Source organism: Pseudoalteromonas sp. BDTF-M6, assembly GCF_018334135.1.
Classification (GTDB): Bacteria; Pseudomonadota; Gammaproteobacteria; order Enterobacterales; family Alteromonadaceae; genus Pseudoalteromonas.
Map to the genome: position 1 here is coordinate 91,818 of NZ_JAGXTQ010000001.1, position 16,501 is coordinate 108,318.

13 protein-coding genes are annotated in these 16,501 nt (G+C 49.2%); 5 read left to right on the forward strand and 8 right to left on the reverse strand.

Features of this window, described 5'->3' with window-relative positions:
- Positions 1-583 precede the first annotated feature (583 nt).
- The gene (locus KD147_RS00385) at positions 584-979 is read right to left on the reverse strand and encodes a hypothetical protein (RefSeq protein WP_212546529.1); all 396 of its coding nucleotides are present in this window, start codon (positions 977-979) and stop codon (positions 584-586) included.
- 782 nt (positions 980-1,761) lie between these two features.
- Here KD147_RS00385 and KD147_RS00390 point away from each other — a divergent pair.
- Positions 1,762-2,235, forward strand: a complete 474-nt coding sequence (locus KD147_RS00390; RefSeq protein WP_105190162.1) for a hotdog fold domain-containing protein — start codon at positions 1,762-1,764, stop codon at positions 2,233-2,235.
- Positions 2,236-2,238: 3 nt separating this feature from the next.
- Here KD147_RS00390 and KD147_RS00395 read toward each other — a convergent pair whose 3' ends face one another.
- The 5 genes from KD147_RS00395 to KD147_RS00415 all read right to left on the reverse strand — a co-directional run bounded on the left by KD147_RS00395 (position 2,239) and on the right by KD147_RS00415 (position 8,153).
- Positions 2,239-2,622: a bactofilin family protein gene (locus tag KD147_RS00395; protein WP_212546530.1), complete on the reverse strand. Its 384-nt coding sequence runs from the start codon at positions 2,620-2,622 to the stop codon at positions 2,239-2,241.
- A 7-nt stretch (positions 2,623-2,629) separates the two neighbouring features.
- Positions 2,630-3,742 carry a M23 family metallopeptidase gene (locus KD147_RS00400; protein ID WP_105190160.1) on the reverse strand — a complete coding sequence of 371 codons (1,113 nt, stop codon included), beginning with the start codon at positions 3,740-3,742 and terminating at the stop codon, positions 2,630-2,632.
- Between the two features lie 189 nt (positions 3,743-3,931).
- The gene (fahA, locus tag KD147_RS00405; protein ID WP_212546531.1) at positions 3,932-5,242 is read right to left on the reverse strand and encodes a fumarylacetoacetase; all 1,311 of its coding nucleotides are present in this window, start codon (positions 5,240-5,242) and stop codon (positions 3,932-3,934) included.
- A gap of 130 nt (positions 5,243-5,372) precedes the next feature.
- Positions 5,373-6,419, reverse strand: a complete 1,047-nt coding sequence (gene hppD, locus KD147_RS00410; RefSeq protein WP_105190269.1) for a 4-hydroxyphenylpyruvate dioxygenase — start codon at positions 6,417-6,419, stop codon at positions 5,373-5,375.
- Between the two features lie 264 nt (positions 6,420-6,683).
- Positions 6,684-8,153: a peptide MFS transporter gene (locus tag KD147_RS00415; protein WP_105190158.1), complete on the reverse strand. Its 1,470-nt coding sequence runs from the start codon at positions 8,151-8,153 to the stop codon at positions 6,684-6,686.
- A gap of 459 nt (positions 8,154-8,612) precedes the next feature.
- On the opposite strand from KD147_RS00415, the gene tyrR reads away from it, so the two are divergent.
- A complete protein-coding gene (gene tyrR, locus KD147_RS00420; RefSeq protein ID WP_212546532.1) occupies positions 8,613-10,169 on the forward strand; it encodes a transcriptional regulator TyrR in 1,557 nt (518 codons plus the stop codon).
- A 197-nt stretch (positions 10,170-10,366) separates the two neighbouring features.
- Positions 10,367-10,900, forward strand: a complete 534-nt coding sequence (locus KD147_RS00425; RefSeq protein ID WP_105255257.1) for a thioesterase family protein — start codon at positions 10,367-10,369, stop codon at positions 10,898-10,900.
- 321 nt (positions 10,901-11,221) lie between these two features.
- Here the strand turns inward: KD147_RS00425 and KD147_RS00430 are convergent, their stop codons facing one another.
- Positions 11,222-11,884 (reverse strand): OmpW/AlkL family protein, encoded by a 663-nt coding sequence (locus KD147_RS00430; protein ID WP_105255258.1) that lies wholly within the window; start codon positions 11,882-11,884, stop codon positions 11,222-11,224.
- A gap of 220 nt (positions 11,885-12,104) precedes the next feature.
- Here KD147_RS00430 and dapE point away from each other — a divergent pair, with 220 nt between their 5' ends.
- Entirely contained in the window at positions 12,105-13,280 is a 1,176-nt protein-coding gene (gene dapE, locus KD147_RS00435) for a succinyl-diaminopimelate desuccinylase (RefSeq protein WP_105255518.1), read from the forward strand.
- Between the two features lie 74 nt (positions 13,281-13,354).
- On the opposite strand, the gene olsF is transcribed toward dapE, so the two are convergent.
- Positions 13,355-15,094, reverse strand: a complete 1,740-nt coding sequence (olsF, locus tag KD147_RS00440; RefSeq protein WP_105255259.1) for a bifunctional ornithine lipid synthase OlsF — start codon at positions 15,092-15,094, stop codon at positions 13,355-13,357.
- A 199-nt stretch (positions 15,095-15,293) separates the two neighbouring features.
- On the opposite strand from olsF, the gene KD147_RS00445 reads away from it, so the two are divergent.
- Positions 15,294-16,217 (forward strand): 2-hydroxyacid dehydrogenase, encoded by a 924-nt coding sequence (locus KD147_RS00445; RefSeq protein ID WP_212546533.1) that lies wholly within the window; start codon positions 15,294-15,296, stop codon positions 16,215-16,217.
- Positions 16,218-16,501 lie beyond the last annotated feature (284 nt).

Consider the following 16,501-nt stretch of genomic DNA (forward strand, 5'->3'; position numbering starts at 1 on the left):
GGTCTTTAAGGTCGACACAAGGGCTAGTTGATAGATCTTGTCGGGTCGCCGACGACGACTTAGAGGAAATGCACCACCTATGTGCAAGTAATTCGTCCATGAAGCTCAGCCCCTGTCGGCATCCATGCCTCCACCGCCCGGCCTTGCACAGTGCGCAAGGCGTTCGCTTACTAAAAATAGTCCACCGGACTATTTTCTATACGTGCTCACCCTAGTGCTGCGAAGCAGTGCTTCGGTCACTCGTCGCCCTCTTGGAACTCCTAAGACACCCGTGATTCGCCTAGGCTTCCGAATTGAGCGTTTTGTTAAACGTTCCGCTTAGGTGTTGATGCGATTTAACAGCACATCCATGTCCTGATAAATCTAGCTCGACATCGTGTCTCGCTATCAACAACACACTTCACAACAAAAGCCGATTTCTCCAGCGCGAATCCAAACGGGAGAGGCGGCACCTGATACTTCAGAGTTTGCTGATGGGCTGATAAGTGCCACTAGTGGACTGTGGTAACGCCCGGCACACGCGCCGGTTTGGAGCCGCGAAGCGGCGGAAAAGCGGTCGCCGTGATGCCGCTTGTTAAATGGTTTAATCTCCAAAACCTTCCTTCGTAATCTCACCATCTTCAATCCAAATATCGTATCCCATATCTCCCCATGTATCGTCACCAAGAATCATGACAGCGATACGATTATCGGACTCAACCTCTATTAACGAGACATGGTATTTGGATGGGTCAACGAATACATCTTCCCACCCTTCGCACATAGCTTTCACATTCTCTTCAATGTGCGCTTTGTGGCGTTCGACCCATGATAAATACAGATCTAGCGTCGATGTGCTGGGTAGATCAATTTCAACGTCGGGGAAGTTGAACTCCACATCCTTGTAATGAAGACACCAGCAATTAGATTTTCCATCGTAAGAAACAGAAAACGATTCGGTGTTGATGGTTGGTCGAGGCTTCTTATTCAATCCGAACATGATGATTACATTTAACAATTTAATATCGAGCGATTGGGTCGTTTTTCTGCCGCAATCTGTCTCGTTTTTGTCCTAAGACCATTGATAGCAAATTTAGGAAGTACTTACCAGCATTGAAGTTACGCTATATTGCTCTAAACGTGGACACGACAAAAACGACCCATTGGGTCGTTTTCCTGACTATGGGAGAAACTCAACGATTATGGATGAATACACTGTGATTTCGGTGGAAGGATGAACGTTCGATCCTCGCTCTAATCAGATTTACAGTTTGCGTTGACCTAAATTGAAACGCAGATTTATCAGCTAAATCCCCTTACATTGTATCTGAAACGCGATGCGAGAAGAGTAATCGCCCGCAGGGATTGCGGGGGAAAGCGTGCTCAGGGCATGGACGCCCTGTGCGCGCTGGTTACGTTCACTTCTCGAAGCGCGTTGAGGAAATAATGCAATGTTGGGTTACGGGGGGTTAAAAGTATGTGCAAGCCATTCATCCTTGAAGCGGGGCTCCTGTCGGCCTCCTTGCCTCCACCTCCTCGCGCTGCGAAGCCGTGCTTCGGTCGCTCGTCGCCCACCGCGACAAGATCTAACTTATTAATTGCATTAGCATCTGTGCAAAAGATTCATTCCTGAACAGAAGTTCCTATTCGTGATGAAGTTACGGTGTCTCCGTTACTAGTAGAGCTTGAACCTTCAATACCAATAAATACGACTAAGGATGTAGTTGCATTTAAATCCAAACGCATGTTTACTGGTACGATGAGTGCTTAAGGAGAAGAACAATGACTGCCCCCCCATTATTACGTACCTATCAAAAGTTCACTAAGTGGCCCTGTGGGCACTGGCTGTTTTCAAAGGCCGTGTGCGCGAAAGCGCCGTATTTTTCCTCCATCAAACCGCAAATCACTGAGCTGATGCCGGGTAAGTGTGTGGCTAAGGTGAAAAACCGTCGTGCCGTGCATAACCATATCGGTACCATACATGCGATTGCCCAGTGTAATTTGGCTGAATTGGTGGCCGGTGTGATGACGGATGCGACCGTGCCCCATAAAACCCATCGCTGGATCCCCAAAGGGATGAAGGTGGAGTACCTAAACAAGGTGGATACCGATATGCAGGCGACGGCGAAAATACCCATGCCCCATCAATGGTTAGATAAAGAAGACCTAGTGGTACCGGTAGAGATAGTGAATATGCGTGGAGAGTTGGTGTTTCGCGCGGCTGTCACCATGTACATCACCGCGCGAAAAAAGTAGCCTTTAAGATTCGGCTACTAGGGCGTCATCGTTGCTGACAACCGACAGCGTTTCTTGCTGGTTCAGTTGTTTGATTTGCCCTTCCATCTGCGCACCGGCGGCGATGCTTAGGGTGTTGTGAAAAACATCACCCTGAACTTGGGCAGAGTTTTCAATGGCGACCTTGTTGGCGCGAATAGAGCCGCTCACACGGCCACGTATGGTCACTTCACCCGCTTCCACACTGCCTTCGACATGGCCCTGACTGCCAATCAGTAAAATCTCGGCTTTAATGTCGCCTTCGATGCGACCATCAAGTTGTACTTCGCCTTGACTAACCATTGAGCCACTGAGGCGCACATCTGCGGAAATTAACGAGGGGGTATTATTATTTTTATTAGTATTCAAAACGGGACTACTCTTCTGTGTATCTTTGTTCTTTGAAAACATCGGTTAATGCCTTGGTGATTTTGACCGGATTGATATGTTTATTATTGTGCAACACCTCATAGTGGAGGTGAGTTGCGGTACTGCGACCGGTGCTTCCCATTAATGCGATGACTTCGCCTTTAGTGACGATGTCGCCGCGCTTAACGTGGATTTTATTTAAGTGTCCAAAGCGTGTGGTAAAGCCATTGGCGTGCTCTATCTCGATGAAACGCCCATAACCACCGTTACGCCCGGCACGCACTACGGTCCCATCCGCAGGAGCAAAAATTTCGGTGTTACGCCAGGCCGCCAAATCTACGCCTTTGTGCATAGCGCGGCGACCATTCATGGGATCTTTACGCAGGCCAAAGCTGCTGGAAATATAATAATCGGCTGCCGGTAACATGTGTGGTACCTGCGCCAACATGGATTCAAGCTGATTTAGGGTCAACAGCTTATCGACCACGCTGAGCGAGCTGGTGTCCTGCTCGTCGGCATCAAGTAGCTCCAGTGGACCACCCTGGGCAACCTGTTCCTCGCTTTTTGCGATCAGCTCATCCATCACAGTGCTGGGTAGGCCGGCGCGCGCAATCGCGGCGCCAAGCAACTGTTCGCGTTTGGCGATGGCCTGGTCGAGCAATGAAAAGGTGTCGTATTGACGTTGCTGTAGCGTCGCTAAACGTTCATCGACGCTGCTGTCCACAGCTGGGGTGTCGCTGGCCTCGAAGGGAATGCCTTGCTCCGGCATCAGTGATGCAGGCAAGGAGGCCAATACATTTTGAGTCAGTTGCTGGCGTTGTTCCAGCTTGCTCAATTTGGCAATAAATTGTTCTTGTTGCTGCTGTGCCTGAGCGACTTGCTGACGTAAGTGCTCGTTTTCGGCAATGATATCACCGCTGCTCAACTGCAACTGGTTCTGCTGCCAAAAGTTATAGGCACCAAAGGAGGCCAAAGAAGCAACACATACAAAAGCACTAAGCGCCATGGCACACTGCTTCTTGGTTGTTAATTCAACCACTGTTACTTCGCCCTCTTGGCGAATTAAGAGCTGCCGTGCAGGGAAGTACTTAGCAATAAAGTATGATATTTTTAACTTCATAGAGACAAATTACTGACAAAAACGTTGCTAAGATAACAAGGTGAGCTTAAAAAGCCAGCAAAAAATTGTAATTGGCCGCAAAAAAAAGCAGCTTATCGTGGATAAAAGCACGAAAGCTGCATTTTTATTAGTTATCCTTCCTCGCTATAAAAGCGCTTATGTTGGAAGGAGACGCTGCCTTACAATGTATTAGTTGGCAGGTAAAACGGTGGCGCGACATTCGCCAAAACCGATGCGTGCAAAGCCTTGCTTCTCACACCAGCCACGCATGATCACGGTATCACCATCTTCCAGGAATTTACGGCTTTCACCATTACCCAGGTCAAGTGACTCTTTACCGCCGCGCGATAGCTCAAGTAGCGAGCCCGCTTCTTCATGCTCAGGACCAGACTGAGTGCCCGAGCCCAGCATATCACCGGCATTAAAGTTACAGCCGTTTACCGTGTGATGGGCAACCATTTGCGCTACGGTCCAATAGGAGTGCTTAAAGCTTGATTGTGACAACTTGGCTGCCGGTGTGCCTTCGGCACGCATCTTTTCGGTTTCTACCGACACATCCATTTGAATATCAAGGGCACCTTGCTCGCGGTTTTTAGCCGACTCTAGGTACTCAAGTGGCTGTGGATCCTTCTCGTCACGAGTCCAGGCCAGGCGATAAGGAACCAGGGCTTCATTGGTAACAACCCATGGAGACACGGTAGAGGCGAAGTTTTTCGCCAGGAATGGACCCAGCGGCTGGTATTCCCAGGCTTGTAGATCACGTGCCGACCAGTCGTTAAATAGACAGAAGCCAAATACGTGCTCGTCTGCGTCATCAAGAGCAATCGACTCGCCCAGCTCGTTACCTTTACCCAGGTAAATACCCAGCTCAAGCTCGTAGTCCAAACGCTTACACGGGCCGAAAGATGGCGTATCCGCATCCGGTGCCTTAGTTTGGCCCTTAGGACGCGGGAAGGTTTGACCGCTTACACCGATGCTTGAAGCACGGCCGTGGTAGCCGATTGGAACCCACTTGTAGTTTGGTAGCAAAGGGTTGTCCGGGCGGAACAGGCTGCCTACCGCGGTAGCGTGATAGATTGAAGTGTAAAAGTCGGTGTAATCGCCGATATGACAAGGTAAGTCATATTCAACTTCCGATTGGGCAATCAAAGCGTCGCTTAGTGCTTGCTCGTGCTCGCTGCCCGTGCGCAGTGCTTGTGAAAGCGCAAGACGCAGTGCCGACCAGTGTGCCTGACCCATGGCCATAAAGGCGTTTAGGCTGGTTTGTGACGCGACTTCAACGGCTTCTTGAGCAAGACCGCTGAAAATGCCCAGTTTGGCCACGGCGGCTAGGTCTACTACCTGATCACCAATGGCGACGCCACCACGGAATGCTTCGCTGCTACCGGCGCGGCGGAAAGTGGCAAAAGGCAAGTTTTGGATTGGGAAATCGGTTTTGCCATCGTTCGCAGAGCTGACCCAGCTGGTCAGGTTAATATCGTGCGTTTCATTGAGTTGCATGAGTTATTCCTTTTGCTAAAGCTTTTATCTGTTATTGAGCCAACAATAAAAAAAACAAGGGCTCGGAACTTAAAAAAGCAGTGCCCACACAAAGGTGGGCGCTGCTTTTTGGCGCTAGATTGAGGAGCGCTTAGATAACGCCACGGCGCTCTTGGTCACGCTCGATAGACTCGAACAGGGCCTGGAAGTTACCTTCACCGAAGCCGCCATCATCAACACGTTGGATCATCTCAATGAAGATAGGACCAAATAGGTTCTTGGTGAAGATTTGTAGTAGGTAACAATCTTCGCTTTGGCTATCTACCAGGATTTGGTGCTGTTTGATCTTCTCTTTATCTTCTTTAACCCAAGGAACACGGTCGAAGATGGTGTCGTAGTAGTGATCTACGATGTCCAAGGTCGCGATGTTGCTTTGATCAAGCTTATCAAGTGAGGCAACAAGGTCGTCGGTCAAGAAGGCTAAGTGCTGTACACCTGGGCCATTGTACTCGTTTAGGTACTCATCGATCTGGTTGTTGTTGTTGTCTTTACCTTCATTGATTGGAATCGAGAAGGTGCCACATGGTGATTTAAGGGCGTAAGACAATAGGGCCGTCTTCTGACCTTTAATGTCGAAGTAACGCACTTCGGTAAAGCCGAATACGTCTTTGTAGAAGTTAGCCCAGGTTTCCATCGTACCCTTGTACACATTGTTGGTCAGGTGGTCGATGCGAAGGAAGCCTTTGCTTTCTACAACGTTTTGCTCTTCTAGGTCTACGAAGTCGGTGTCGTAGATGCTGCCTTTGTCACCGAACTGGTCGATGAAATAAATCAGGCTGTCGCCGATACCGTAGATAGCAGGGTAAGGCATGTCTTTGTGCGTTGAATCGGTTGCTGGTTTGGCACCACGCTCAACGGCAGTGTCGAATGCTTTTTGCGCATCTTCTACACGCCAGCCCATAGAACAAATGGCCGGGCCGTGGCTCTTAGCGAATTCTGCAGAGAAGCCACCACGCTCATTGTTCAGTAGGAAATGGATATCGTTTTGGTTGTAGTAAACGATGTCTTTATCTTTGAATTTCTTTAACTTTGAAAAGCCAAAGTCGGTAAAGATCTTGTCCATGTAGTCCGCATCAGGTGTTGCGTACTCGGTAAACTCAATGCCCTTGAGGCCTAATGGGTTATTTACTTCACTCATGATTTTGCTCCACTTGCTGTGTGTTTGGCTTAGCGTTGGCGGTAAAGGTCGTTGCTGCGTATAAAGCGCCGCCATCGCCATCAAGCCATAATAGTTTGAGGGCATAATCGGAGAATTTGTTCGAAAGCGAAAGAGTGAGAGGCTAATTAACTAGTGGGTAAAGTGTAAACATTAGTGGACGAAATCATACTGGTGTAAGGTTTTCGTTAAATTGGGCAATAAAAAAGGCGCCCTAGGGCGCCTTCCTTGACATCTATGAAAGAATTATTGCTTCTCACCAGTGAGTTCTAATTCTTCTTCTAGCAGCTGCTCTTCGTCATGAGTGCCTTCTGCGCCATGCATCCAGTCTACTAGCTTGTCAGCCATCAACCATAAGCAGATACCAGCGAGGAACGCCATGATGGCCACGCCACCGAAGGTGCTTAATGGGCCTGCATCACCAACTAGCTTACCGATTTCAGCGGCCGCATAGTTACCGATACCCGAGAAGAAGAACCACATGCCCATAAGGAGTGAGGTGTACTTCAGCGGTGCTAGCTTAGATACCATAGACAGACCGATAGGCGATAAACAAAGCTCACCCATGGTGTGGAATACATAGGCCATGACCAACCAGATCACATGGGCTTTAGTATTGGCATCATCACCAATTTGCAATGCCGCACCTACCATAGAGATAAAGCCTAGGCCAAGGAAGAACATACCTAGGGCAAATTTGCGCGGTGAATCCGGCTCTCTGTCTCCCATACGTATCCAGAAGCTGGCAAAAATAGGCGCTAGTAAGATGATGAAAATAGGGTTAACCGCTTGCAGCCAGCTCGCCGGCATTTCCCAACCAAAGAATACCAGGTCGGTTTTGTATTTAGCGAATAAGTTCATTGAGCCCGCAGCTTGTTCGAAGCCGGCCCAGAAAATGATGGTGAAGAAGCTCATGATCAAAATAACTTTGATACGGTCACGCTCTTCATTAGTAAGAGGCTTTTTAGCAGCAGCTTGGTTGTCGTCACCGCCTTGCTTCGCTGCAGGCACGGTACCGATATTACCCAGGTACTTGTTAGCTAGAGCCAACTGCAGGATAACACCAAGAAGCATACCCACACCGGCAGTTAAGAAGCCATACTGGTAATCGAATTTTTCACCGATAGAGCCTACTACGAAGTAGCCTAGAATAGAGCCCAGGTTGATACCCATGTAGAAAATGGTAAATGCGCCGTCGCGACGTTTGTCACCTTCAGAATAAAGGTCGCCTACCATGGTGGAGATGTTTGGCTTGAAGAAGCCGTTACCGATAATCAGTAGGCCAAGACCCAGGTACATAAATTCAAGCTCTAAGCCTGGCACCATGGCATGAGGCGTACCCAGGGCAAATTGACCCAGGGCCATGATCACACCACCTGTGATAATGGCTTTACGTTGGCCCGAGACGTTATCTGCAAACCAACCGCCAAGTACTGGCGTTACATATACTAAGAAGGCATAGAAACCCAAGATGCTTAGGGCATTTGAATTCAATGCTTTTTGATATTCTTCGTCGGCGCCTGCTGACATAGGGTCAATGCCGAAGTAGGCCATATCCCAGCCCATGGCGGCAGCGGTAGCAATAGTAGAAAGGTAAAGCACGAAAATACCGCGCATACCGTAGTAGCTCATGCGTTCCCACATTTCTGTGAAGAACAGCAGGAAGAGCCCCTTAGGGTGACCTAGAAAATCACCTGTTTTTGGTGCTGAACTCATTAAAAATACTTCCTAACTAACAAATTTATTATTTTGCAATGTCGAGCATCGCTGCTAATTGTGAGGCCTTATTGTTGTTGCTTTTGCTACTTTAGCCGCCGCACTAAAACACGGCTTTAGTCGGTGTAACCTAGGGTGAAACCTCGGTTGACACCTCCGGGTGAGACCTCAGTAGTCGGCCTGTATCGGCAGGATAAAAGAGCGGCTAACTACCGAGTTTGGTAGAGCGGGCGCCACTTTACCCTAGCGACAAACGCGCCACAGTATACATATCCACTGGCATCAGGGGAAGTCCTACGACTTAACGGTAAATGAACCAGATGCTGTGCGGTGATATTACGGCCTAGCAATAAAGCATTAGCAAATTTGTGCAATATTCTTTACAATTTGCTACCCAATTATTGTTAATTTAGCGTATGATTGCGCCAGCCATACTGATAACCCGCTACTGAGGAACACATGCGTCTTGAAATTTACTGTCAGGACCGAATTGGTATCGCCCAAGAGGTACTAAATATATTGGTTAACTATCAGGTTGATTTAAAAGGCATTGAAGTAGATGCCAAGAATTGCCGCATGTATGTTAGTTTCCCGCCTATAGAGTTTGAACAGTTTCAAAAAATCATGCCTTCCATCCGCCTAATTGACGGCGTCGAGGATGTACGCACCACGGCGTTTTTGCCTTCGGAGCGTGAGCATAATGAATTGAATACCCTGCTAAGTGCACTGCCCGATGGCGTGATCTCCATCGATAACAAGGGCTGGGTGCGCTTATGCAATGCCGCCGCCTGTCGCGATTTGCAAATGACAGAGCAAGAAGCGGTTGGCGCCAACATCAACAACCTGCTTAAAGGCTTTAACTTTACTCGCTGGCTTGAGGGTAAAGAAGTGTTGGGACAAACCACCCGAGTGGAGGTTGGCGGGGAAGACTTTATCGCCGATATTCTGCCTATTTCTGTGCCCCAAGGGGATGATCAGGATGCACTCGCCGGTGCCGTGATCAACATTAAGTCGCAGAGCCGATTGGGACAGCAGGTCAGTGCATTTCGTCGCTACGGCCAGGAAAGTTTTGCCACCATCCATAACTATTCCACGGCGATGCGTCGCACCGTGCGCGAAGCCCGCAAGATGGCGCAGCTTGAAGCGCCGATTCTTATTACCGGTGAAACCGGCACGGGTAAAGAGCTATTGGCCCGAGCCTGTCACTATGCGTCAAACCGCTCCATTAAACCCTTTATCGCGCTGTCATGCGCTTCACTTCCCGATGATGTCGCCGAGTCCGAACTCTTTGGTTACGCTGGTTATGAAGACAACGCCGCGCCAAAACGCGGGGTGTTAGAGCAAGCGGATGGCGGCACTGTTTTCCTCGATGAAGTAGGGGAGATGTCATCCCAGCTGCAAACCAAGCTGCTGCGCTTTTTGCAGGATGGTACCTTCCGCAAGGTCGGTGATGAAAACGAAGTAAAGGTCAATGTGCGTATTATTGCCGCAACGCAAAAAGATTTACCGGCCATGGTGCAAGAGGGAACCTTCCGCGAAGACCTTTATTACCGCATCAATGTATTGACCTTAGAGATTGCGCCGCTGCGTGATCGCAAGGCCGATATTGGCCCGCTGGCGGAGCATTTTGTGCAAAAATATGCGCAGCAAAATGGCGCCCCGGTTCCGACCTTAAGTGAAGAAACCATAGAGTATTTGCAGCAATATCCCTGGCCGGGCAATGTCCGCCAGTTGGAAAATGCCATTTATCGCGCCGTATCCTTACTCGACGACAGCGAGCTGACCGTAGAGCATTTGCAACTGCCGACCTTTACCAATGATCTGGGTTACCTGGAGTCGGACTTTGAAGGCAGCTTAGATCAGGCGGTCAAACGCTTCGAAGCCACCTTGTTGCGTAAGCTTTATCCAGCGTATCCGAGCTCACGGCAATTGGCCAAACGCCTGGGTCTTAGTCACACCGCGGTCGCTAATAAGCTGCGCGAATACGGTATTAACCGTAAGACCGTGAAGGTGTAGGCCATACCCTAAGCGTTAGGCGCAAAAACAATTTTTACGGGCACCCAGTGGGTGCCTTTTTTATGCGCTCATATATAAGAAGATAATGGATTCAACACCTTGATGTTATTTGTTAAAGGAAGACGCAATTAGGTGAGCTTTTTTTAAAGCGGTGCTACCATGCTGGTCATACCTGTTTGAAGCCCTAGGAGCATACCTTGAACTTATATTTTCGGCTGTTGTGGTTATTTTTTAAGATTAAGCGCAACAAGGCGCGCCAATCTTTATTAGAAACTGTGGATATCGACTTTCGCGCCTGGCCCCTGGATTGCGATATTAATCTGCACCTGACCAATTCCCGCTATCTGGCCTTGATGGATATTGCCCGCACCTGGATGACCGAGCGTCTGGGCATGCTGGGTGCGGTGATGAAGCGCCGCTGGTTCCCTATAGTGAATGCCACCGCCATCACCTACATTCGTGATATCAAGCCTTGGCAAACCTTTACCGTGTCCACGCGTTTGGTGGGCTGGGATCATAAGTACTTCTATATCGAGCAAAAATTCACGTCCAATAGAGGTCTGCATGCCATTGCCTATGTGCGCGGTGTGTTTCGTGGTCGTGAAGGGGTTGTTGATGTGGCGGATATAGTCGCCTTGACTGGTTATGAGGGCGAAATGCCTATTTTGCCGCCGGAGATAGTGCATTGGAAAGCCATGTTGGAACAAAAAAAAGCGACTAATCAGAGTTAGTCGCTTTTGCTTTCGCTTACATTAGCAAGTGTGGGCTTGGTTATACCAATTCACTTAAATAGCTAGGATCTGTTTATCTTTGCGGTTTACTTTATGTTCAATCTAAACGCATTCTCATGAATATAATCATTGATTTATGCGGTTAAATTCATCCATGAAGCTTGGTTACATCGCGCATCCATGCGCTCACCTCGCTAAGCTGCGAAGCATTGCTTCGGTCTTGCTCGCCTATGTAGAATAACTACATAAGAAAAACTCCGCCTTGTTATCACATCATTTATCCAGCGCTATATCTGTTCACATACTTAACAGAATTGGTATTTAGAAGCTGTAACGTACACCGAACATGGCAACAACAGGGTCGATTTTAATGTCCAGAGTAAGGGCTTTAACGCCGTTGGCGTATACGCTGGCGTCGCTATCGATATCCATGTAGCTGACCATGCCGTGTAGGCCCCAGTTTTTGTCCAGCGCGTAGTTAAAACCTACCTGAGCGGCTAGACCCAGCGAGTCATCTAGCTCTACATCTACGTCGTTGGTACCCAATACGGTTTTAAGATCTTGGCTCGCTTGCTCATCGAAGAAGATGGTGTAGTTAATACCGGCGCCTACGAATGGGCGGAACTTATCGCCAGCCTGACCAAAGTGATACTGACCAAGCAGCGTCGGTGGTAGGTGTTTAACTTCACCGATTGATGCACCTTTAAGTCCGGCACGGCCGTCCACATCGTGGCTAAATGGTGTCGCCGCGATTAACTCTAACACCCAGTTGTCGTTTAATGCGTAGTCGATGGTAATACCTAACTGCGTATCGTCATCAACGTTTAGGCCTAGCGTTGGGTCTTGGTCGATTTTAGACACTTCGCTGTCCGGGTTTACATTAATGGCACCCACATTAATGCTCAGGTTGCTCATGTTTGCGTGAGCAAGAGAAGAGGTACCAAGTAAAAGACCAACTAAGGCTGCGCTAAGTGTTTTTTTCATCTTCATCTTCCTAGTAGAAATTTCGAATTTGTTGTGCTGATGGCGCCATTATCGGGGCTGGGAGAAAATAAAAACTGTTCTAGATCAAGATTTCGTCCGCGTTTATCCGCCACCTGGGTGGATCTTTGATTTAGATTAAACTTTACGTCGATTGCGAGCGACATAAGGCTGTCATAAAAAGGCGCTGTAATGGTTTTAACGCCATGCAATGGAGCATTTTATGTCGAACGCTGTCCGCCTAGCGGCAAACGCACCAAAACTTGCAGACGAGCTTGTGTACCTGCAACAGCTTATTCGCTTTCCCTCGGTGACTCCCAATGAGGCCGGCGCCATCGCCTGGCTGAGCGAGCAACTTACGCAGCGGGGTTTTAGTTGTGAAACCTTAGCTTGTCGGGGGGTGACCAACTTGATAGCCAAATACGAATTCGGCCCAGGTGCGGCTTTCGCGTTTTGCGGCCATATTGATGTGGTACCCGCTGCCGCCGAGCGCTGGCGTTGTGACCCTTTTGCCGGCGACATTATCGATGGCGAAATCTATGGTCGCGGAGCCGCAGATATGAAAGGTGGAGTTGCGGCCATGCTGGCGGCCACCGACCGCCTGTTGGCAACTAAGCCGACTCAGGGGCAGTTTTATTGGCTGATCACCTCGGATGAAGAGGGGGAGGCCGAATACGGCAGTGCCGAAATAGCCAAACATTTGGCAGCTCAGGGTGTACGCTTAGATGCCTGCTTAGTCGGTGAACCCACCGCCGATCTATATGCCGGTGATACCATCAAAAATGGCCGTCGTGGCGCCTTGTCGGCGCGTATTAGCGTGAAAGGTCGCGCCGGACATGTGGCCTACCCAGAACACACGCTAAACGCCGCGCATATCGGCGCCCAACTGGCGGTCGCGCTGCAACAAATTCAGTGGCATAAGGACATCGAGGGATCGAAAACCACATTACAGGTGACCGGCCTGCATGTACCTAACAGCCTGGATAATTTGGTTCCGGCTCAGTGTCAGTTGACCTTTAATGTGCGCTACAGCCATGGTTATCGTGGGGCCGATGTACAGGAAAAGGTCAATCAGGCCTTAGCGCCTTGGCTTAACGAATTAGAGATCAGCTGGGAGCGCCCCTGTGAGCCCTATTACACAGCCGGTGGTGGGGATATTGATCTGATCGCGGTACTGGAGAGCGCCATTTATTCCTGTACTCATAGTTATCCTAAGCTCAGTACCAGTGGTGGCACCTCGGATGGGCGTTTCTTTGCTAATGAGCATACCCAGGTGGTGGAGTGTGGCGTACGCAACCACACCATTCACCAGGATAACGAACGAGTCGCTGTGACGGATCTTAATGCCATTACCGATATTTATGCCCACACGCTGAAGCAGATATTTGCTCGCGCTTAACTCGTTGCTGAAGTTGATAAATGAAAAAGCCGGTGCAGACACCGGCTTTTTTGTGGTTGGGGGAATGCTATGTATTATTGCGCCTTAGTGCGGGCGATCAGGCTGTCATTGGTTAGATAACGCTGTGCCTTTTTCTCTTTGAGTTTGGCCATATCGACCAAGACCAGGCCATCGATACAGTTATTAAAGTCGGGATCGACACTAAAGCTTAAAAAGGAGACCCCATCCTCCTGGCAAAGTTCAGTGTATTGCTTGAACAGGGTGGGGACCTGAGCGCCCATATTGGCGAGGATATGCTTGAGCTCGGTAAAGTCTGCTTTGACATCGTCACCACAGAACACGCTGTGCGCCTGGGCCAGGCTATCGTCATGATGTTTAAACTCATGCTTTGGCGTGGCCAGTTGCTGCTTTTGTCCATAGTAGTGCTGATAATGATACACCAACAACTCCTTGGCATTTTCCGGCAGGGCATTGGAGAGGCTGACGGCACCAAACAAGTAGCGATACTTGGGGTAGCGGCTTACGAAAGCGCCGATGCCAAACCATAAATAGTCCAGGCTTTTACGACCCCAGTATTTGGGTTGTACGAAGCTGCGTCCGAGCTCGATGCCTTGCTGGAAATATTCATCCATGCCCGGCTCATAATAAAACAGGCTGTCTGTGTACAGGCCCTGGCGCCCTTGCTTGGCGATGATTTCATCCGCGCAGGCCAGTCTGTAAGCGCCTACTAACTCCAGCTGCTTTGGATCCCAGAGCAAGAGATGATGATAATCCATATCATACTTATCGATGTCGCGGCGTTTACCACTGCCTTCGCCCACGGCACGAAAGGCGATTTCCCGCAGGCGGCCAAGCTCGCGAAACAGCGCCGAGCTGCCTTGATACTGATACAGATAAATCTGCATGCCGTCCTGGGTTTCCCCTAAACGCTCGCACTCGTTAAGGGCGGACATCAAGGCCTTGCGGCACTCGGCATGGGCGATGGGGGTCTGGGTTTTTAGTAGCTCCGGCTTTTTCGTGCCGAGACGATACAGTTGCTTACGAATAAGTCGGCTGATCTCTTTATCGTTGAGGTTATCAAGCAGGTAAGACTTGGGCACGATGGCGGCGCCAATTTCAAATTCCAGCGACTTTTGTCTTTGCTTAAACATCTCTTTGACCAACAAGAGGCTGGCGAGCGGCTTGTAGATCATCGAAGTGCCATAAAACAGCGGGCTGTTTTTGGCCTTAACTAAAATCGGCAAAATGGGTGCGCTGGCTTTTTTGGCGATGCGTAAAAAGCCGTGGTTCCAGGTGCAGTCTTTAACGCCGGTCGGACGCAGGCGCGACACCTCCCCGGCGGGGAAAATCAGCAGTGCCCCTTCATCTTTAAGGTGTTGATGAATGGCGCCTAACTCTTTTTTGCGGCTGTTGCCGGACATATTGTCCACCGGCAATAATAAAGAGTGCATGGGCGTGACGCTCATAAGTAGGCGGTTGGCAACCACCTTGATATCCGGGCGGACTCGCGCCAAGACGCTGATCAGCGCCAGGGCATCAAGTGAGCCGATAGGGTGGTTTGCGACGATCACCAGTCGTCCTTCACTGGGAATATTGTCCAGCTGAGCCGAGTTAAAGCGGGCACTGAAATCAAGCTCTTCTAAAACTTGCTCGATAAATTCCAGGCCTTGTAAGTGCGGGTAATTATCACCAAAAGCAACAAACTCTTGCTCATGTAACAGATAACCCAGGCCTTTTTTAACCAGCCCTTTGACCTTGGGAGAGTTTGCTAAACTCGGTAGGTTATCTTCTACGACCTTATCAATGCTGATCATATTGTGCCCTTTGGCAGCGAAATAATAGCTAGATTAAAAATCGACCATGACACTAAGGTGTAAAATTGGTGACAATTTTAAGACTACTTATGTGATAGTCAAAAATGGTAGAAGGAATAAATTACAAAGGGTTTCAGAGCCTAGTGATCCAAGAAGCAAGCTATGTGATACTGCTCTTTTTATTGTTCGGGAGCACGTTATGGGCTTATTGATAGCCATACCTAATCGTAATACAGAGCGTTTAGAGGCGCAGTTGGTGGCGCAACTGGGTGCCGACAAGGTGCAGGTGTGGCCCGATATCCGAGATGCTGACAGCATAGACATGGTATTAGGTTGGCAGGTTCCGGAGCAACTATGGTCGCAGTTACCGAATGTGCGTGCGGTGATGTCCTTTGGCGCCGGCGTTGATGGCCTGAATTTGGCGGCGATCCCCGGCCAATTGCCGGTCAGTCGAATTGTCGACCCGGAACTGGCAACCGATATGGCCGAGTATGTGTTAACCCAGGTGTTATTGCATAAAACCAATATGCCCCGCTATATGCGCCAACAAGCGCAGCAAGAGTGGCGACCCAGGCGGGTGCATAGCCATAACAAGGTGGGTTTACTTGGGTTTGGTCAATTAGGGCAAGCCATTGCCCGGCGTTTAAACGCCAATGGCTTTTCGGTGCTGGCCTATTCGAACAGCGCCAAGACTGATAGCGACGATGTACAGCATTTCCAAGGTGCCCAGGGTTTACAGGCCATGGTGACACAAAGCGACTATCTGATCTGTATTCTCCCCTTAACCTCGCAAACGAAAGGCATTATCAATGCCGACTTATTGGCTCAATTGCCCGAGCATGCGGTGGTGATCAACGTAGGGCGCGGTGCCCATGTGGTAGAAGAGGATTTACTTGCAGCATTACAAATGCAGCAAATTGGTGGCGCATCTCTCGATGTCTTTAATCAGGAGCCTTTGCCACCGGCGCATCCGTTTTGGCAAACCCCAAACCTGATCGTTACTCCCCATTGCAGTGCGCTAAGCAGGATAGATACCGTGGTTGAGCAAGTGGTGGCTAATTATCAACGACTAGAGCGGGGCGACGCTTTGCTCCATTGCATAGACAGAAAAAGGCAATACTAATTTACTACTGGCTAAGTAAACAGCTTGTTAATTTTTGGTCGCTTGCTTATAGTGTCTGCCGTTACATACTTGATGTAAAAAAAAGAATAATAATTTTAGCCGACTACAGGCTAAGCCAAGTGGGAAGCGTCATGAAACACAATCAAGGTGGAGCTAAGATTAGCTATGTGCTGATTTGGGTTGCTTTTCTAGGATTAGCTGCCTGGTTCAACCAAGCTAACGGCATGCCTCTGTAAGGCAGCAGTACTACCATTCCAATGCATAAAAATGCCGAGCTGAGCTCG